Source organism: Deltaproteobacteria bacterium HGW-Deltaproteobacteria-4 (genome assembly GCA_002841765.1).
In the GTDB taxonomy this organism is placed as follows: domain Bacteria; phylum Desulfobacterota; class Desulfuromonadia; order Desulfuromonadales; family UBA2197; genus UBA2197.
Map to the genome: position 1 here is coordinate 58982 of PHAV01000011.1, position 19171 is coordinate 78152.

11 protein-coding genes are annotated in these 19171 nt (G+C 58.4%); 3 read left to right on the forward strand and 8 right to left on the reverse strand.

Going from position 1 to position 19171, the window contains the following annotated elements; all coding sequences use genetic code 11:
• Positions 1-59: 59 nt before the first annotated feature.
• Positions 60-2303, forward strand: a complete 2244-nt coding sequence (locus tag CVU69_09020; GenBank protein ID PKN12075.1) for a tetratricopeptide repeat-containing protein — start codon at positions 60-62, stop codon at positions 2301-2303.
• Between the two features lie 147 nt (positions 2304-2450).
• On the opposite strand, the gene CVU69_09025 is transcribed toward CVU69_09020, so the two are convergent.
• The 3 genes from CVU69_09025 to CVU69_09035 all read right to left on the reverse strand — a co-directional run bounded on the left by CVU69_09025 (position 2451) and on the right by CVU69_09035 (position 7473).
• Positions 2451-3464: a hypothetical protein gene (locus CVU69_09025; GenBank protein ID PKN12076.1), complete on the reverse strand. Its 1014-nt coding sequence runs from the start codon at positions 3462-3464 to the stop codon at positions 2451-2453.
• A gap of 169 nt (positions 3465-3633) precedes the next feature.
• Entirely contained in the window at positions 3634-6939 is a 3306-nt protein-coding gene (locus CVU69_09030; protein PKN12077.1) for a hypothetical protein, read from the reverse strand.
• Positions 6940-7008: 69 nt separating this feature from the next.
• Positions 7009-7473: a hypothetical protein gene (locus tag CVU69_09035; protein PKN12078.1), complete on the reverse strand. Its 465-nt coding sequence runs from the start codon at positions 7471-7473 to the stop codon at positions 7009-7011.
• Positions 7474-8048: 575 nt separating this feature from the next.
• Here CVU69_09035 and CVU69_09040 point away from each other — a divergent pair.
• Complete coding sequence (locus tag CVU69_09040; protein PKN12079.1) at positions 8049-9443, forward strand: histidine kinase; 1395 nt, start codon at positions 8049-8051, stop codon at positions 9441-9443.
• Positions 9444-9445: 2 nt separating this feature from the next.
• Complete coding sequence (locus CVU69_09045; GenBank protein PKN12080.1) at positions 9446-10120, forward strand: DNA-binding response regulator; 675 nt, start codon at positions 9446-9448, stop codon at positions 10118-10120.
• Positions 10121-10655: 535 nt separating this feature from the next.
• Here the strand turns inward: CVU69_09045 and CVU69_09050 are convergent.
• The 5 genes from CVU69_09050 to CVU69_09070 all read right to left on the reverse strand — a co-directional run bounded on the left by CVU69_09050 (position 10656) and on the right by CVU69_09070 (position 19158).
• The gene (locus CVU69_09050) at positions 10656-13682 is read right to left on the reverse strand and encodes a hypothetical protein (protein ID PKN12081.1); all 3027 of its coding nucleotides are present in this window, start codon (positions 13680-13682) and stop codon (positions 10656-10658) included.
• 18 nt (positions 13683-13700) lie between these two features.
• Positions 13701-14099, reverse strand: coding sequence for a cytochrome C (locus CVU69_09055; protein ID PKN12082.1), 399 nt, complete (start codon positions 14097-14099; stop codon positions 13701-13703).
• Between the two features lie 384 nt (positions 14100-14483).
• The gene (locus CVU69_09060) at positions 14484-16160 is read right to left on the reverse strand and encodes a cytochrome C (GenBank protein ID PKN12083.1); all 1677 of its coding nucleotides are present in this window, start codon (positions 16158-16160) and stop codon (positions 14484-14486) included.
• The gene (locus CVU69_09065; protein PKN12084.1) at positions 16160-17191 is read right to left on the reverse strand and encodes a 6-bladed beta-propeller; all 1032 of its coding nucleotides are present in this window, start codon (positions 17189-17191) and stop codon (positions 16160-16162) included. The genes CVU69_09060 and CVU69_09065 overlap by 1 nt, the downstream gene beginning before the upstream one ends.
• Positions 17191-19158 (reverse strand): hypothetical protein, encoded by a 1968-nt coding sequence (locus CVU69_09070; protein PKN12085.1) that lies wholly within the window; start codon positions 19156-19158, stop codon positions 17191-17193. Before CVU69_09070 ends, CVU69_09065 begins: the two co-directional genes overlap by 1 nt.
• Positions 19159-19171: the final 13 nt, after the last annotated feature.

Consider the following 19171-nt stretch of genomic DNA (forward strand, 5'->3'; position numbering starts at 1 on the left):
GAAATATTCTTGGCTGCGCCTGCACGATATCATGGACGATTTACAGTTTTTAAGGCAGAATGTCCCGCATTATTGGAGGAGTTAAATTTGCTTGGGCCGGTTTGGGAGGCACGTTGTTGATCATGAAAAAAAAAAAGGTTCAACAAGAGGTTAAACAAGAGGTTAAACAAGAGGTTCGTCAGGAAGTTTCACAAAAGGTTCCGTTCGCGGCCACCTGGCCCGCGCACCTCCTGCTCATACTGGTGCTGGGGATAGCGGTCTATGCCAACACCTTCAAAGTCCCTTTTATCTTTGACGATCTCTCCTCGATTATCGAAAGTCCGATCATCAAGGACTGGCAGCGTTTCCTGTCCGGCGAGGGCTACCGCTATAACCCCCGGCGCTTTGTCAGCCACCTGACCCTGGCCTTGAACTACCGTCTCGGCGGCCTCGACGTCACCGGCTATCATCTCTTCAACCTCGGGGTTCATCTCGGTTGTTCCCTACTGGTTTACGCTCTGGTGCGGCTCACCGCCCGCACCCCGCAGCTGCGCAGCACCCCCCTGGCTGCCCTCGCACCCTGGATCGCACTTTTCGCCGCCCTCCTTTTTGTCGCCCATCCACTCCAGACCCAGGCGGTCACCTACATCGTCCAGCGGATGGCCTCTCTGGCAACCCTGTTTTATCTGCTGACGCTGGTCCTGTATGCCTGGGGAAGATTGAAGAGCGAAGAGCCGACCAATCCCCCCTCCGCCGTCCCATGGCTGCTGCCGGCCCTGCTTTACGCCGGCGCCCTCTTTTCTGCCGTTCTGGCGATGCGGAGTAAGGAGATTGCCTTCACGCTGCCGCTGGTAGTGGCGCTTTACGAATTCAGTTTCTTTCCGGGGGGGCTCAAACGAAAAATCCTCTTCCTTCTCCCTCTCCTCGCCACCCTGATGATTATTCCGGCGGGGTTGATGCGGTCCGGAAAACCGTGGGGCGAACTCCTCTCGGATGTCAGCGCCATGAGCCGCGAGACCGAGCTGATCAGTCGCTCAGATTACCTTTTCACCCAGTTCAGGGTCATCGTCACCTATCTGCGCCTGCTGGTGCTGCCGGTCAATCAGAACCTCGACTACGATTATCCGATCTATAGCAGCTTTCTCCAGCCGCCGGTCTTTCTCTCCTTTCTGCTGCTACTCGCAATTTTTCTTGTCGCCCTTTATCTCTACGGATTCCGGATCCCGCTTTTCGCTTCCCGAGTCCCGAATCCCGAATCCCGGCTTGCAGCCTTCGGCCTGCTCTGGTTCTTCCTCACCCTGTCCGTCGAATCAAGCATCATCCCGATCCGTGACGTGATTTTTGAACACCGGCTGTATCTCCCCTCTGTCGGCTTCTTTGTCGCCGTCGCGGCGCTCGTAGTCGCGATGACGCGGCGCTTTCCTCCCCGGACTGTTATGGCAACCGCTCTCGGGCTGGTTCTGGTTCTCGGTGTCGCCACATTCCAGCGCAACCAGGTATGGGGGAGTGAGGTCACCCTGTGGCAGGATGTTATTGCCAAGTCTCCCGGTAAGTGGCGGGGTTACAACGAGTTAGGTACGGTCTACCTCGATCGGGGACAGACCCAGGCCGCCATCGACCTTTTCCGCCAGAGCCTGCAGCATTCTCCCGACTTTTTCGCCGCGTACAGCAATCTTGGCGGCGCCCTGCTCAAGAGCGGCCGGACTGACGAAGGGATTGTCGCGCTGCAGTCCGCCCTGCGCCTTGATCCCGGCAGTCAGCACACCAGGGTCAATCTCGGTGTCGCCCTCGATGCCCAGGGGCGGTATGACGAGGCGGTGGAGCAATATCAAGGGGTGTTGAAACAGAATCCCAACATGGTCGATGCCCGGGTCAATCTCGGGATGGCCCATTACAAGCTGGGCCGGTTGCCGGAGGCCTTTGAGCAATATCGCCGGGCTCTGGCTCTCGATCCCGACAGTGCCGAGGCCCACGAAAACCTCGGGGTGGCCTTTTACGCCCAGGGCATGTTCGATGAAGCAATCATGGCGGGGAGGAAAGCGATTCAGTTAAATCCGACGCGGGCTTCGACCTATACCAACCTCGGCGGCGCGCTGCATGTATTGGGGCGGATCGACGAGGCAATTGAAAACTACCAGATGACCATTCGACTGGATGACCGCTACGCGCTGGCGCACAACAATCTCGGCATGGCTTATTTGAGCAAGGGCTGGGTCGAACGGGCCATCGTTGAACTGGAGACCGCGGTACGGCTCAACCCTGATGCAGCACTGTTCCGAAAGAATCTCGAGCGCGCTTATCAACGGCAGGCCGGGGGCTCGTAATATGCCGCACTAATTCCGGCCAAAGGGGTCTGTTGCAAGATCAAGAAAAAGAAAGAAGTTCCAAAATAAAGAAGAGCCTCCGGGGTATCAGTCCCGGAGGCTCTTCTTTATTTTTATGTGGATTCTTCCCCCGAAGGGCACCGATGTCTAGTCCTTGTCAAAATGGCGAACCGGATATTTCAGCTTGAGAGCTTGCATCCAGGTATCGAAGAGGGCTTTGCGCCGTTCGTCCTCGATCCTTTTCCGGATATTGTCCTGGACTTCTTCGAAGGCCAATTGCCGAGCCTCTTGCGACTCGGTCAATTTGATAATGGTGTAGCCGTAATCGGTCGAGATCGGACCTTTGACCTCGCCGACCGTCATTTTCAAGAGGTGCTCTTCCAGTTCAGGAATGAGCTGCCCCTGATGCATGTAGCCGATATCACCGCCGACAAAACGGGTCCGGTCATCCGAGTTGTAGTAGGCGAGATTGAAATAGTCCTCACCCTTTTTCGCTTTAGCTGCAACATCCTCGGCTTTCTTTTGCAGTGCCTCTTTCTTTTCAGGCAGAGCCGCCGGATCGACGTTGATCAGAATGAGGCTGGCGCGGAAGCTTTTGGGACGGGTATACATGTTGCGGTTCTCTTCGTAGGCGCTCAGCACCTCCACCGGAGTCACGCGAATCTTTTCCTCCACGGCCTTTTCCTGCGCCTTTTTGGCCAACAACTCGCGTCGCAGTGCCTCCTGGAACTGATCGGGAGATTCGCTTCCCAAAGCCTTTTTAAACTCGTCGTTCGATTTGAATTTGTCCCGAATCGAATGGTATGCCTGGTCGAATTCCTTCTTGTCGATTTTGATCTGTTCGTCCAGAGAGTGCTGGACCATATAAGCGCGCTCGATCAAATTATCCAGTGCCTTTTGCCGGGCAGCCTGCAGCCTTTCTTCACTAAGACTGCCGTGAAAGCCGGCCGACCGGGGCAGGACTTTCTCCGACTCCCGCATCACCTCGGGAGCGGTGATCGGCACCTGTCCCACTTTGGCGACCAGGTCATCCTTTGCCCAGACGCTGCTGCTGAAAGGACCGAAACCGAAACAAAGGAGAGCGATGGAAAGGAAGAGGGTTTTCTGGATGCAGTTCATTTCAAAAACTCCATTGATGGGGGCTTTGGTGAAAAAAATCATCCCTGCCGGGTGTCCGGCAGAAGGTTCGGACCGGGCTATTTATTCAGGAATATTTATATATTATCGGAAATAATGTCAATTAGATTGTACCTGGGGTCAGGCCTGGTCGGAAAAAAAGCCCGGGGAGGATTCTCCCCGGGCCATAACAGTTCAAAAGGATAAGTTCAATCTAGGGTTTAACGATGTCCACCTTGAGGCTGATGGTCTTCACCTGGGTGGTACCGTTGTAGACGCGGACGGTCACCGGGTAACGGTAAGTCGCAACCCCTGCCACATCCACCAGACGGCTGCTGACCGCCTTGAAGGTGTGAGGAACCGTATGGTCGCCAGCACCGAGATCGGTGGTGGTAGCGGTCAGATCACCCCAGGCAGCGGTGATCTTGGTGTGGGTCGGCATCCCGGTCACAGTAAGGTTACCGGTGAAGCCCGCACCCGTCACCCAGCGAACCGGCTGGTTTTCCGGAGCAACATACGGGGGAACGACCTTGACGTAGATGTTTTCGCGAGTCACGCTAGTATCCGTGGTCGCGGTCAGGGTACACAGAAAGGTACCAAGCTGGGTGAAGGTGCGGGTTGCCGTGGCACCACTGGCAATGAGCGCGCCATTGTCACTGCAGTACCAGCTGTAGGTCACAGCACCAAGAGCAGTCGGTTGATTGGCCACGAGGGTGACGGGCTCATCCTTGGTCACCTGGACCGCAGTTTTTACCGTCTTGGCGAAGTCGGGGGAGACAGCAGTTGACCCGCCGACGACAGCAATACTGGCTTGTGGTGCGACAGCCGCACCGATGCTCTCAAGGTAGTGGATGCGCTCTTCGAGAGAGGTGAAGGTGTTGCCTTTAAGGTCCGGGGCAGCAGTGTAGCCGTAGTATTCGGCCCAGGTCGCCCCGTGCTCCGGATGGGGGTAAAGGTATTCGCTGCGGTTGAGGTCGGTGGTGCGGATGTACTCACCATCAGCAGCGGGGGTGAAGGTCTTGGTTGCGCTGTCCCAGGTACCCTTCTCTTCGAATTTGACTTCGAGAACCTTGCCGGTGTTCTTGGCTTTAGCTTCCGCGCCGGTCCGCAGGTCAACAGGTTTGGCGGCGATTTCGATATCGACCGCCGGACGCTGCATCATGTTTTCGTTACCGGTCATGCCCATTTGTGCGAAAGGTGCAGGTACATTCTGCGAGCCGAAGGCCGGAATGGCGGTGCCGGTCATGTCGTAGGGTCCGCTGAAGAAGCCGGTGTTCGGCGCATGACAGTCGGCACAGCCGCCCTTGCCAAGGGCGGTGCCGCTGACGCGAGCAACGCCGTGTTCGATCTGGAAGGGATTGCCACCATAGTAGACGAGCTGGGTGGTAGCCCAAGCATCTCCGTTAGCTACCCGATTTGCTTTGTAAGCGGCGATCTCGTCGGGGTTGGTGAGGATGATGTTGCCGCCGTAAATGCCGACGTAGTCAAAGGCGCCGGAGAAGCTGAAATCCGGATTATAGGCGCTTGCGTAACCATCGGCCGGGAGGCCAAAACCGACAGGGATGGTGGCAAAGGGACCCGGGGCGAAGTGCATCCCCGCCTTCATGTTGCGCGAGATCTGCGGATCCCAGAGGATGCTGATTGGATTTGCAGCTGTTTCGTTATAGGCCTCGGCACCGTCGCCGTTGGCGTCGATGGTGGGGTCGATCGAGGCATCCCAGAGTGCGGCAGTAATCATGTTGACGGGGATAATCTCCCGGCGCCAGGCAGGATTGACGTCGCCGTTGGGCAGTCTCTTCTGCTCGCGTTCGTCCCACATGTACAGGGGCTTCCACTCGGTCGGCGTGAACTGCATGCTGTGATCAGGCATGGGATCGGTGAACATCGACATCATGCCGTACTGGCTTTGAATGCCGATAATCGAGGGGTAGCGGTTCCCCGAGGATGAATCGAGGGCGCGAACTGCCATGTTTGCTTTTTTGACGTGACAGGTCTGACAAGCGATGATGTCGAGATGGTTGCCCAAAAAGGCGGTTTCGGCGCCAGCACCGTTCAGTTGCATCGCTTGCACCTGGTTGCTGATCAAGCCGGCGCGGGTATGCGCTGCCGTCGGGTTTTGTGCTCCGAAGGTCTGGATGGCTACTCCATCGTAGTTTTTGCCGGTGATGTGGCAGTCCTGACAGCGTTTCACCGTCGAGCGGGTGTCGGGAGCGTTGAGCGCGGTCGGCGCACCGTTCTCGATGCCACCCATAAAGGAGAAGCCGCGCCCTGGATCGCACTGGTTCAGATCAGGATTGAGGCTTTCGGTGTTAAAGTGGCAGCCTGCGCAACCGAGGTTGTAGTGGACATCGTCCTGGACGCCATCCCAGTTGTCGCCGCGCTTGAAGAAGTCGGCGCGGGGGAAGGGGATGGTGGCTTTTTTCAGGGCATTCTGGTCCATGTTGCCTTGAGCATCCATGCCGTCATAAAGGAGCGGCCCCATCATGCCGGGGGTGCCGCCGCCGACCGGGGCGCCTGACATAGCAGTGGCCATGATGTCTTTGCTCATATCGAGGGCCATCGGGAAGATGCCGAAGGGGCCGGCAGCCGAAGCACCACTCCCGTACAACCATCCCGCCGCCGGATTGAGATAGACTGCCGGAGAGGTGCCCGTCGGGGGGAGGAAGGGCGAGTTCAGGTCGTAACTCGGCATCATCATGCCGTTGATGGCGCTGGCATTCGGGCTAGCCGGGTTGTAAGACATCGGCGACGCTGCCAAAAACTTGTCGAACATATCCGAGAAGTTGGCCATGGTCGTCGGGATATGGCACTGCCGGCAGTTGGCTTCCGGCGGCTCAGGTTTGATCTTGGCGAGGGTGCTGCCTTTAAGCCAGGCAGTTGTCCCCATCGGACCTGTAACCTGTGTGATCTTGCTTGGATCGTAGGCAAAGGTGAACATGTTCATCAGCCCCGAGCCGAGCGAGGGTGCCGCCACCAGGTAGCCCATCTGGGTGGCCACCGAGCTGATGATATTATTGTACCCTTCCATGTGACAGAAGAGGCAATCCATCTCCCGGACGTTCGGCATCATTGCCTGACCGGCGACGGCCATGCCCCCTTGAACCCAGGGGTTGTCTGCCTGGAACCAGGGCGAGACCGGCCAGCCTTCGGGCATCATCATCGCCGGCATGACGGCGTTGACGGGGTTTCCTTCCGTGTCGTAGCGCACCGGCTTGAAGTCGGTCGTGGCCGGCATTCCCCAGGGGGCCTGCTGCACGAAAGATTCATTAGCGCCGGTAGCGGAATTGAACTTCTCCTCAACAAAGAAGTCGTAGGCATTGTATTGTCCTGTACCTTCGGCGGCGGGGGGCATCATCTGCCGGGCCATGCCGCGCATGGAGAGGCGTGTGCCGGTGCGGTCGAATTCAACCAGACCGCCGCCGATATGACAGCTGGCGCAGTTGGTGGCCATGTCCCAGACCGAGAGGTCGACTGCCGCAAGGAAATCAGCTTCGGTTGCGTAGGTCTCACCATCAAACACAGAGTTGGTACCGTAGTCGTCAAGATTGTCAGTTGCTCTGAAGTCCGCCACCTGGCGGAGAGAGGGTGGTCACCACTTGCCCCACATGCCGGTGGTCTGTGACCAGGGCTTGCCGGGCTGGGGGGCGGTAGCGTTGGTATCGTCGACCCAGGTCTGGGAACCGAGCTCCGAATGGAAAGCTTTGGACGACATATCCATGTAGCTGACCAGTGCGGTGGTGATGGCGTTGCCGTCCGCCGTTTTGATGGCACTACCGTCGGAGGTTTTGGTTAGTCCGCCGTTGTGGCAATCGCCGCAGGTGGCCTTGGGGCTGTAGGGAAAGCCGGCCGGCTGACCCATGGTGTTGTTCTGAACCATGACCGGCATGGCTCCGGCGCCGGTCTCCATGCTTTTCATGCCGAACTGGTAAGCCAGCTCTTCGTAGGTCATCAGCGGAATGTCAGGGTGGGCTGCCAGGGCCACCCCCGCTCCCATGGTCAGAGCCACGGCGGAAACCGCGACCGACCGGAGCCAGTAACTTGTTTTGCGTTCCATTTGTGCTGTCCTTTCGGTGGGAAAAATAGAGTGGGACGCTAAGAAACGTTGGACCGCCATTGATCCTGCCTTCATCCCGGCCTGCCCCTTGGGGGGGAGCAGTCAGGCGCAAACTGGCAGGACCTGAAGCGGTTTTGGAACAGAAGAGCCATTCACATGACCAGCAAATATGATGCCAAAACTCTAATCAGGGGAGGTCTCTGGCGGAGAAATTTTCTACTAAAAACAGGGAGTTGCAAAAAAACAGATCCTAACATGCTGACTTCATGGCGATTGTTCGGATGATTTTATTTCGGGGAACTGGTAGTTGACGCGTCGGCCGCAGGGTCCACCCATTATCAGCTGGGTGGTTCACCTCAGAAAGCGCTGGGCAGAATCGACCAGAGAAGTTTGGCTGTCAGCGATGGATGGTTGGGGGATTTCGCCCTTGCTGGGGCAAATGCCCCAACGCTGCAATCCGGTTCGCTTGTGTGTCAGAAAAAAGGTTGACATGCCGGAGGGTTAGAGTCGAGAATAACGCGTTTCTTTGCCTGTCTTTGTTGCCACACGATCACCCTTGCGGGAGCAACGCGATTATGTTCGATCAAATTGTTAACACTTTGTCCCACGGGATTTACGTCGTTCAGGACGATCGCCTGCTGTATCTGAATCGCCGGTGCGGACATTTTTTCGGTTATCACGACATCGACGGATTGGTCGGGAAACCGTTCTTCTCCGCCGTCTATCCCGATAGCAAGACCTCGGAATTTTTCAAGGCGGTGCATGACAAGCTGCTGATCAACGAAGAGCCGCAGATCTCCTGGGCACAGATGTCGACCCGCACCGACGGGGTGCCGATCTGGTTGGAGATCTTTGCCCGCCGGATCAGCGTCGATGGCCGGCCGGCGATCTTCGGCCTGCTCAACGACCAGACCGAATGCCAATTGATCGCCAACGCCATGCTCATCTCCCAGGAAACCCTGCGCCTGGTCCTCGACGCAATGGAAGACCGGGTCTACGTCGTCACTGACGATTTTCGGATTATCTACGCCAACAGCAAGATGCGCGAAGGGCTCGCCGGAGAGATCGACAGCGGCTTCTGTTACCAGCTTTGTCGCGGTCTCGGCGAACCGTGCCCGGATTGCAGCCGCGAGAAGGTCTTTGAATGTCCCGGACCGGTGCACAAGGAGTATTTCAACGAGCGCGCCCAGGCCTGGTTTTCGGTTATCGAGATGGCGATCCGCATGCCCGGGGTCAATCGCCCGGCCAAGCTGGCGGTGGCGCGCGATATCACCTTCCGCAAAGAAGCGGAAAAAGAGATTCGTGCCCTGTCGCACCGCTTACTCAGTGCCCAGGAGAACGAACGCAAGCACCTGTCCCGCGAGCTGCACGACGATGTCGGACAGCGGCTCAATGCCCTGAAGATCGGCATGGAGACCCTGTGCCAGGATCTCCAAACCGCGGGTACGGATCTGCAGCCGCGCCTCGACAGCCTGACCAATGTGCTGCAGCAAAGCATCGAGGCGGTGCGCGACCTTTCGGCCGGACTGCGCCCGACCACCCTCGAACAGCTCGGTCTGGTCGAGACCATCCGCAGCCATTGCCGCAAGACCGACCAGGTCAACGGCCTGCCCATCGAGTTCCGTACCGCCGGGATGAATAAACTCAAGCTCGACAGTGCGGTCGAAATCATCCTTTTTCGCGTTGTCCAGGAAGCCCTCAACAACATCGTCAAGCATGCCGGGGCGTCGCGGGTCACCATCCGCCTGACCGCCTCTTTTCCGAAAATCTGTCTGCGCATCGAAGATGACGGTCAGGGCTTTGACCTCCTGAAGCGGCGCACTGGCGGGCAGCAGCTGGGGCTGGTGGGGATGGCGGAACGGGCCGAGCAGCTTGGCGGCACCCTCAACATCCGCACCCAGCCCGGCAAGGGGACCTGTCTGCTCTTTGAAGTGCCGCTGGCGTCGGATGTCCGGGACAAGGAGAAATAACCATGCCAGAAAAACGTTTGGTCCTGATCGATGATCATCCCCTGTTTCGTGAAGGGCTGAAGAGCCTCATCGCCCGCAGTACCGAATATGTCGTGGTTGGCGAGGCCGGCAGCTTTGCCGAAGCCCTCAAGCTGCTGGCCGAGGTGCAGCCGAAGATTGTCACTCTCGATATCACCCTGCCCGACGTCAACGGTATCGAGGCGGCCCGGGAGATTCGCCAGAAGTTTCCGGCGATCCGCATCCTGATGGTGAGCATGCATGACAAGGTCGATATCGTGGTCGGTGCTTATCGGGCCGGGGCGCACGGTTTTCTCCTCAAGGACAGCAGTGCCGCCAGTCTGGTCGACGCTCTCGACACGGTTTACCGCGGGGAGTTCTATGTCGACGGCAAGTTGTCAGGGGATGTAATCGCACGGATGATGCTGGAGGAGAATAGTGCCGGCAACTCGCAGGATGACGGCTACAACCTGTTGACGAACCGCGAGCAGCAGATTCTGCGCATGGTGGTCGAAGGGTCGACCAGCACCGAGATCGGCGTTTATCTCGGGTTGAAGGTCAAGACCGTGGAGAATCATCGTGCCAATCTGATGAAAAAACTCGGGGTGCACAGCCGTCTTGATCTGGTGCGGTATGCTGCCCGCATCGGCATCATCGATCTTGATAGCTGGAAGGAATAGTGTTGTCTCTCGCCCGTTCGCTTTGCTCACTCGCCTCAAGGCGCCTACTTCTGGCGAGAGCGCAGAGGACGCGCAGAAAATCTGAAAAAAGCATTGGACGCAGATAAGTTCGGATAAAATCTGATCAATCAATCAAGTCGTTCATTGTGTTGTCCCCCCCTGACCCGCCTGGTGAAATCCTGTCTCAATTTTATCTTTCTTAATCCGCAGTTATCCGATTTTTCAGCGTCTAAATTGCTTTTCTCTGTGCTCTCTGCAGCTCTGCGAGAAACCATAATGAATGTCGCGTTACTGTTCATCAACGCGACAATCAGAAAAACATTTCACACGGATGACACGGATGTAACGGATAAAAGAGAGATCAACCGAAGGAGCTAAAGCTTTGAAGGGTTTTAAATCCGTGAAATCCGTCCCATCAGATTTTATCCGTGTGCAAAATGTTTTTCGCCCCGATCCTTCTCGCCCCGAAAGAATAAAAAAAGGCCCGGGAATAAATTCCCGGGCCATAGCAGTTCAAAAGGATAAGTTCAATCTATTAAGGTGTTACTGGTTTGGCGATATCCACCTTGAGGCTGATGGTCTTCACCTGAGTGGTACCGTTGTAGACGCGGACGGTCACCGGGTAACGGTAAGTCGCAACCCCTGCCACATCCACCAGACGGCTGCTGACCGGATTGAAGGTGTGAGCAACCGTATGGTTGCCAGCACCGACATCGGTGGTGGTAGCGGTCAGATCACCCCAGGCAGCGGTGATCTTGGTGTGGGTCGGCATCCCGGTCACAGTAAGGTTACCGGCGAAGCCTGCACCCGCCACCCAGCGAACCGGTTGGTCTTCCGGAGCAACATACGGGGGAACGACCTTGACGTAGATGTTTTCACGAGTCACGCCAGAAGTCGTGGTCGCGGTCAGGGTACACAGAAAGGTACCAATCTGAGTGAAGGTGCGGGTGGCCGTGGCACCTTCAGCAATGAGCGCGCCATTGTCACTGCAGTACCAGCTGTAGGTTACAGTGCCAGTCGCAACCGGTGTATTGGCCACGAGGGTGACGGGCTCATCCTTGGTCACCTGGACCGCGGTTTTTACCGTCTTGGCGAAGTCGGGGGAGACAGCAGTTGACCCACCGACGACGGAGATGCTGGCTTGTGGTGCGACAGCCGTACCGAGGGCGTTGAGGTAGTTGACCCACTGGGCACGGGTGGTAGCCTGGGTGGCACCAGCGTTGGCAGCGGCGAAGACGGCCGCATAGTTATTGTACGTGCTCGGGGTTCTCGGCTTTGCGATATACTGCGGGAGGCCGAAGTTGATGCCGTCGGCTCCGTCGTCCAGGCGGAATACAGTGTCACCCACCGCCGTAATGGTGATGCCGGTTCCGGCGGTGTTCACGGCGATGGTGAATCCGAAGCCGTTGGCGTTAGTGGCGAAAGCTCCCATGGTCGAGACCACTGCGGCCGGTGTGGACGGGTTGGTGCTGAACCAGAAGGTGCGGGTTACAGCTGTAGAATCGGCCGCCGCCGCCGAAGCTTTGACCTGCAGCTTCAGTACGCTGCCACCGAAGGAGCCCGTGGTGGCAGACGGGAAGGTGATGGCGCCACCGACGATTTCATTCACCCAGGTTTTATCCAGGGCCATGAAGGTGTTTTCCCAGAGGAATTCCGAACGGTCGACGTCATTCCGCATCCCGGTCGAGGAGAGAGGATCGACGGCGATAGAGCGACCGGTAAACTTGTCCTTGACGTTGGGGTGACTGTAGGTCGCCTGGCTGTTGCCGTTAACCTTGGTCATTGGCGACATCTGGGTGGATTTGTTCCAGCCCATTTGGTAGCCGCCGGTCATGTCGTAGGCTTTGTTGTAGAAGCCTTTGTTCTCGCCATGGCAATCGCTACAGCCGCCAGCGCCCCAGGCCTGATAGGACTGGACGACGTTGTGGGCCATTTTGAAGGGCACGGTCATGAAGGAGAGTCTCGGAATGATACCGCTGGCCGGAGCTGCCTGGCCATTGAGGTTGTTGGCTGCAATCGCACTGCCGAAGCGTCCGGTCAACGGGTCTTGGATTTTTGCGAAGAGGGCATCGATCTCTGACTCGGTGACGACGCCATCGGCGAAGAGGGCGTTATCGGCATTCCAGCCGGTGACTTCGGCCATGTGGGTCTGCATGATGCTGTCAGCACCACCTTTACGACCATCGAAGTTGAAATCATAATCTTTGTCGTTCTTGCTGCGGATGAAGAAGGAGGTGTGGAGATTGACCGGGTGGAGTTTGCCGTCGTTCTTCCACATCATCGCAATGCGATCAGTCATGCCGACATCGTTGCTATCGAAGACTAAGCGGTCGTGACTGAAGTTTGTGGTACCGGTTCCACCTAAGACCGCATTGTGCTCGTGGTCGGCAACCCGGCCCTCGTGGTCAACGCCGGTGCCGTCGACGATGAGCCCGCCGGTGGTGGCATTGGTCTTCTTGATGTGGCAGGCTTCACAAGAGATAAAGGGCAGGTGATAGGTCAGCCCTTTGCTGGTGTGTGCCGCTGTCGGATCTTTGGCACCGAAGGTGCTGTAGGTTTTAGCACCGGGGCTGTGGCAGCCGACGCAGTTCTTGAAACCGATGTTGTCAAGCTGCTGTGCCAGGGCTTCAAAGGGCGAGGCGCCGCCTTTGGCGGGATCGCACATGCTGAGCTTGGTTCTATCGGTGCTGGCGGAACTGAAGTCGCCGCTGGTACCGATCGTCCCTACGGACTTGTCCGTGCGCTCGTGACAGCCCATGCAGCCGATGTTGTAGTGCACATCGGTGTTGCTGGTGAAGCCATCGGCGCGCTTCTTCCACTCGACCGCATGGACATCCATATGGCAGCTGCTGCAGTTGGCGGTCGGCGGGGTGGCGCGGAGGTTGCTGACCACAGCGGGGGCGAGCTTGTAGCCGGTGATCGTAACGTTATCTTCCGCCTTCACCGCGACCAGCTTGCTGGCATCGTAGACGACGGAGGTGCCGTAGCCGTCCGTGCCATAGTCAGCGGGCAGGGTGGCGGAGCTGGCGATGCCGGCGCCGATCGCGAGGGTGGCGCCGAACTTGGCTTTACGAATGGCTGCCTTGCGGTCCTCAAACTCGTAGCCGTCAAGATGACACATGAAGCAGTCCATCTCCACGACACCGGTCTGGCGGTAGTCGATATGCTGGGCTTCGTACTTGGTTCCGTCGCCGTCGACATCATACTGGTCGATAAAGTAGTTGAAGGCGGTGACTTTACCGGCCAAAGCGCCACCGGGGACGTCAGCGCTGGTTTCGATGTCGCGCAGGGCAACGCGGCTGCCGGGGAGATACTCCATGGTGCCGCCGCCGACGTGGCACTCGCCGCAATCGAAGGCATTGGCAGCAGCGGTCATGTCGGCCTGCTGCAGCAGTTTGGTTGTCGTGACGAAGTTAAACGGCTCATAAGCGCCGCCGGGGTTGACTGTGCCAGCGGGAGCAGCAGTGGTCGGAGCAGCCATGTAGCCAAACGGTACGGAGATATACTTGGCAATGGTGGCATCATAAGTGGTGGCAGCGCCATCTTGAAAAAGTCTCGCCAACTGGCGAGCGGAAGGTGGTCACCAAGCTCCCATGTGGCCTTGGCCCTGCACCCAGTTCTTCCCTTTCGGGCTCGGGCCGGATTCCCAAGCATTACCATCGGGGTTCATCGGGTTGAAGCCGTACTGGTCGTTGGCGGCCAACTGGGTGTGATAGGAGTGCTTTTCGATATCGTTGTAGGTGAACTTCATTTTGCTGTCGGCGGGTGCGGCTGCATCGCCGTGACAGCCGGCCGTGCCGAAACAGGAATTTTTAAAGCTGAAGGCATTGTCGGTCGTGCCGGCCAGGTCAGTGATGACCTCGTTGTTCCAGTTCTTCAACACGATATTATCGTGTGCAGGGGTGGCGGCGAGGGCCGGTCCTGCCAAGAGCAGCAGACCAGCGCCGAACAGCGCCCCTTTTTTTAGACTTCGAATCATTTCGTTCTCCTTTGGCTGGTTCCGGTCGTCCTGAAGGTCGGCCGATTGAAGGGATGTTGCCGGAATCACGCATTATGCAGCGATGCCGTTGAACCTTCTACCCTGGTTCTTTGTCTCCGGCTCCATTTTGGGGATGCAGTCGGAAGAATCAGGTACTACAGTGAAGAGAATAGCCAGTCCTGCACTTATGCACGGGAGATGCCTGATTTGGCGGTAAGAGGGGGAAGGGTCGTGATGAGGGGAAAGAGAAGATAAAAATCAATAGATTAGAAAGCTATTAAAGATTTTACTGGAGCTATTAGAATTTATTTTACGGTAAAAAGAGGGGAGGACTGGGTGGTTTGCCCCAGTGCTGGGTGATAAAACCCGCAAAATCTCCCCCCTTTAGTAACTTCTTGTTGTCCCGTCGCTGTGACAGGTGCCGACGTAGCAGTTGCGCAGCCCTCGGTCGAAGCGGGCAGCGGGATCGGTTACCACGTCGGTGTCAAAATTGATCAGCCGCTGGTGATTGCTGTCGTTAGTTACATCCTGCCAGGGGATACCGTGCGGATCGTGGCAGACCGAGCAGGAGATCCCCTGCTGCTGGACGTGATTGCTGTGCTGGTCGACAAACCCTGAAATGCTGCTGTTATAGAGATCGAGGGGATCATGGCAGCGGAAACAGAGGGCGAAGTTGTCTTGTACGTAGGGGAGGAGCCCATTCCCGGATTGGTATTCGGCGATCAGCAGGGGGGCGTAATCGGAGCCGTGCGGCCCGTCCGGGCCGCTGAAGCCGGCCCGTTTCCCCTTGTCGCTATTGTGGCAGTCGGTACAAGCGATCACGCTGGCCGAGGTGTAGGGGCTCAGCAGCCCGGGGATGCCGGCATTGCGGGGGGCGAGAACCGGGTGAAAAGAAGGATTCTGGTCGCTGAAGCGCTGCGCCTGGTCGACCTGCTGGATCTGCCGGGCGATGGCGGTGCCCGGATCAAAGGCGTTTTGCGCGTGGCAGCGGAAACAGATTTCGTATTCGTAGGTGGCCACTTCCTGCAGGGCGCCTAAAGCATCGACCCCCTTGACGTCCCGGTTACGGCCGGAAACCATGCCGGCACCCAGCGGCGCGTCGTTGTTGGCGGCATGAGAATTGTGACAATCGCTGCACTCGACATGGGGCGCGGCCGTGGTGGGATCTTCCGACGGCGTATGTACCCCGGTGCTGGTGATGACGCGATGTGCGGAGTTGGCGTTGAGGACCAGTGTTTCAATATCAGCGGCCCCGCCACTTTCCCGGTGGCAGACCAGGCAGGTCTCTTCTTCGCTGCCTTTGGTCAGCCAGGAGCCGCCGGCATGATGCGGGAGATGGCAGTTGGCGCAGGCCGGGACTGCCAGGGCATCAACAGCATGCGTGGCGCTAGCCCAGCCTTCCTTGAGGTGGCAGGTGACACAAAGGCCGGAGGCTTCATTGCTCTTCACCAAAAACTTACCAAAGGAGTTGTTATGCGGATCGTGGCAGGTACGGCATTCGAGATTAACGCCGTGCTCCAGCTTGAACTCGCCCGGCAGCTCGTCAGGGAAGGCGAGTTCTCCGTCATTTTCAGCCAGCGTCGCGGTGTAGGGAAAAGAAATCGGATGGTCGTCGGAGAGGTCGGCACTCAGGTTGGCGCGGTGTCCGGCGGGCAGAGCTCCGAGGTTGGAGATTGGCCCGTTGGCCAGCATCCCCAGGGCGATAGAGCCATCATGGCAGGAGAGACAGAGTCGGGAACCGCCCTGGGGCTGGCCGGGGGCTGCGCCTAACCCCGTCCCCGGCGAGCTGTAGGGGGTATATTTGCTGCCGGTCGGATCGGGGTCGGGGCGGGACCAGAGCGGCACCGGCTGGGAGCTGTGATGGGGGACATGGCAGAAAACACAGACCTGGTCCTGATCGGTGGCTTGACTCACCCCCGGTTCGCCCGGGCCGCTGCTGGAAAGATTGTGCAGCGAGAACAGGATCGTTTCAGCGCGGCCGCAGGGGGCGCCGACGAGCAGGAGTAGCAGGAGTAGCAGGAGTAGCAGGAGGGCGCTCGCGGCGCAGAGAGACCTTTTCATCACTTGTTGTCCCCTTTGGTGCGTGGCGCTTCCAGATATTGAAAGACCTGGATGCGCCGGTTGAAAGCATCGGTCACATAAATCCGGTCCCCGGCATCGATCCAGATTCCGGAGGGCATCCAGAACTCGCCGGGGCCCTGGCCGCTGCGGCCGAAGGAGAGGAGAAATTGTCCGGCAGCATCGTAGATCTGCACCTGATCCTGTTGGGCATCGCAGACGTAGATATGCCCGTCGCTGTCGACCGCCAGCCCCTTGGGCTTGGCCAGGGTGCCGGGGACATCGCCGGCCTGGCCGAAGGCGCTGACCGGCGCGCCTTCCGGTGAAAAGATCTGGATGCGGGCGTTGAGCGCGTCGGTGACCAGGAGCTGCCCTTCATGGTCGACCGCCAGATCGGTGGGGAAGTTCAATTCCCCGACCTTCGCCCCGCGCTTGCCGATGCGGAAAATCTCCACCCCCTGGCTGTTGAAGGCGACGATCTGATGGGCGGCGGTGTCGGTGACATAGATAAGCCGGGTGCGCGGGTTGAAGACGATGCCGGTGGGGCGCAGCAGTCCGGTGGCCCAGGAATTCAGGGTGCCGTCCGCTTGCAGGCGGTAGATCTCGCCGGCGGTGGAGTCGGTGAGGTAGATCTGTCCCTGCGGGTCGCTGGTCAAGCCGAGGGGAGAGAGGAGCATTGGCCCGTTCTGTCGGCCGAGGCGATGGTGTTTCCCGGCTTTGACATCAAAAATTTCCAGCGTCCTGCCGCCGGTGTCGGCGACCAGCAGCCGTCCCTGCGGGTCGGAAAGGATGCCGTAAGGGCGCACCAGCTGTTCTTCCCGGGCACCGAAGGCGAGGTTGCCGAGTCGGCGCCAGAAGCCCGGCTTGATGTCAAGATCGCCGGGGGTGCGGATCTCCTGCAGCCACTGGATGCGAGGCGATTCCGGCGGGGGGGGCCAGAGGAGTTCTGTCCCGGCACCGCCCGGCGGGGTGGGGCCGCGCAGGCAGGAGGTCAGCAGCAGACCGGCAAGCATCCAGAGAAGAACAGTTCGCATCAGAAAAACCTCCGCAAGCGCAGCATCAGGCGTTCGGAGCGGGTATCGCGACCATTCTCATGGCGCCAGTCGACCCCGGACAGGAGCGAGAGCCGGCTTTTGCCATAGACGACCGTATAATCTACTTCCATGCCGAGTTTTTCGCGGCTGCTGTTGCGCCCCTGGGCATTGATATAAAAGGCGCGGCCGCTCAGCGACTGGTTACCGAAGTTCTGGCGGTAGGAGGTCGAGGCATGGAAGCTGTTGTTCTGGTAATCTCCCCGATGACTTCCCGGCACCTCCTGGTACCAGGTGTAGGTATCGTTCAGTTGCACCCCCCATTGCCCCTGCAGAATCTTTTGCGTGTAATTCCAAAGGCCTTCGATGAAGTCGGAAGCGTTGCTCTCGGTTCGCAGTATCCCGTAGGTCAGGCTGAAGCGGTGGGGCCCTTCCTGGCCGCGCAGCCCGGCGCGCAGGGTCCAGTTATCGCTCAGGGTCAGACTGCTGGCCTCCCCGGAGAGACGCTCCTGCCAGGATTTGCTGAACTGGTAAAAGAGCTGGCGGCGATTCCCCTGGAAATTGAGGGAGGCGTTGCTCTTAAAGGTGCGGGTGGCAAAGCGGATCGTCGGGTCGAGGAGGTGCTGATAGTCGATGGAGAGGACCTGCCCCGTCGCGATCATGCTCCCCGGCGGGATAATGATCTCGGTCAGGGTATCGCTGACCAGGAGCTGGTAATCGGCCCCTTCGAGATAAACGGTGCCGGGATCATCGGCACTGTGCACCACTATAGTTTCCGTTAAAATAGCGCTATCGGGGAGGAAATTATCCACGTCCTGCACGACCAGGCTGATCCCGCTAACGCTGCGCAGTCCAGTGGCAAATTGCCGATCGGTGATGCCATAGCTGCCACCAAGGCCCAGGGTCAGCGTGTACTGGCGGCTGAGCTTTTTGAGATAGGATAGATCAAGACCGAGTCGCCAGTCGTCCTGTTGGCCGTCGTTGGTCTCAAGTTTCTGCCCGGTAAGCTGCAGCCGGCTGAACAGGCTTTGAATCAGCCGGTGTTGGATAAAGGCATTGGCGGCATGAGCGGTACTGTCCTGCAGTACGCCGGAGGTGGTGCGTTCGATATTGGTCAAGCTGTAACGCACCCCGCTGGTCAATGCGCGACCGAGGCGCCAATCGAGGTTTTCCGTCCAGGCAAGGCGTTTTTTCTCGGTTTCACTCATTTCGAGTTGGTAAAAGAGATGCGAGTCGAGGGTCGCCGGCCGCAGGAGCGACCCGAACTGCAGCTCGTTGTCGAGGTTGAGATCGGAGGTTCTGGTTGTCAGCGCTTCACTTGCCCCGGAAAAGTCGGTGCTGACCCGGGCAAAACGGACGCTTAGCTCGCTGCGGCTGGGGCCTTGATAATGGCGGGTCAGGATCCGCAGTTGATTCGTCGTGGTGCTGCGGTCGCGGCCGAGACCGTCGGTTTCGGCGGTGGTGAGGAAATAATCGAGGCGGGAAGGCAGAATTTTGTTGCGCACGGCAAGGGAGAGCCCGTAGCGGTCGGTGCGCAGATCGTAGTCAGGGGAATTGAGCTGATCGCGCCGCACGGTTCGGGACGAAGCGTTGAAAGCGCCCCCGACCGGCTTGTGGGATAGGATAATTCCGTTCACCCGGTAGTCGATGAAGCGGCTGTCCTCTTCCTGGCGTCGGCCCGAAGCCTGTTCGGACCACTCCTGCTCGAGGCCGAGACCGAGCTTGAAATCACCCTCCCAGAAGCGCGGCCCGATGATCAGATACTTGCCCTGCAAGGTGAAGCGCTCTTCAAAACGGTGACCAGTTTCGTCGGACGAACTGTTGCGGTCCTTATGGTCATACTCGTAAGTGAGATCGAGCCATTGCTGCAGGGCGCCCAGACGCAGCAGTGCGCCGCGTGCAGCCAGGCAGTCGGCGGCACAAAGGCAAAAAAAAAGGAGAAGCAAGGCAGAGGGGCGGTAAAATCGCAATGCGCTCCTTCTC

Coding starts and splice junctions, on each gene's coding strand:
- CVU69_09040 (PKN12079.1), top strand. CDS start 8,049: ATGTTCGATCAAATTGTTAACACTTTGTCCCACGGGATTTACGTCGTT.
- CVU69_09055 (PKN12082.1), bottom strand. CDS start 14,099: ATGATTCGAAGTCTAAAAAAAGGGGCGCTGTTCGGCGCTGGTCTGCTG.
- CVU69_09020 (PKN12075.1), top strand. CDS start 60: ATGTCCCGCATTATTGGAGGAGTTAAATTTGCTTGGGCCGGTTTGGGA.
- CVU69_09065 (PKN12084.1), bottom strand. CDS start 17,191: ATGCGAACTGTTCTTCTCTGGATGCTTGCCGGTCTGCTGCTGACCTCC.
- CVU69_09045 (PKN12080.1), top strand. CDS start 9,446: ATGCCAGAAAAACGTTTGGTCCTGATCGATGATCATCCCCTGTTTCGT.
- CVU69_09060 (PKN12083.1), bottom strand. CDS start 16,160: ATGAAAAGGTCTCTCTGCGCCGCGAGCGCCCTCCTGCTACTCCTGCTA.
- CVU69_09025 (PKN12076.1), bottom strand. CDS start 3,464: ATGATTTTTTTCACCAAAGCCCCCATCAATGGAGTTTTTGAAATGAAC.
- CVU69_09035 (PKN12078.1), bottom strand. CDS start 7,473: ATGGAACGCAAAACAAGTTACTGGCTCCGGTCGGTCGCGGTTTCCGCC.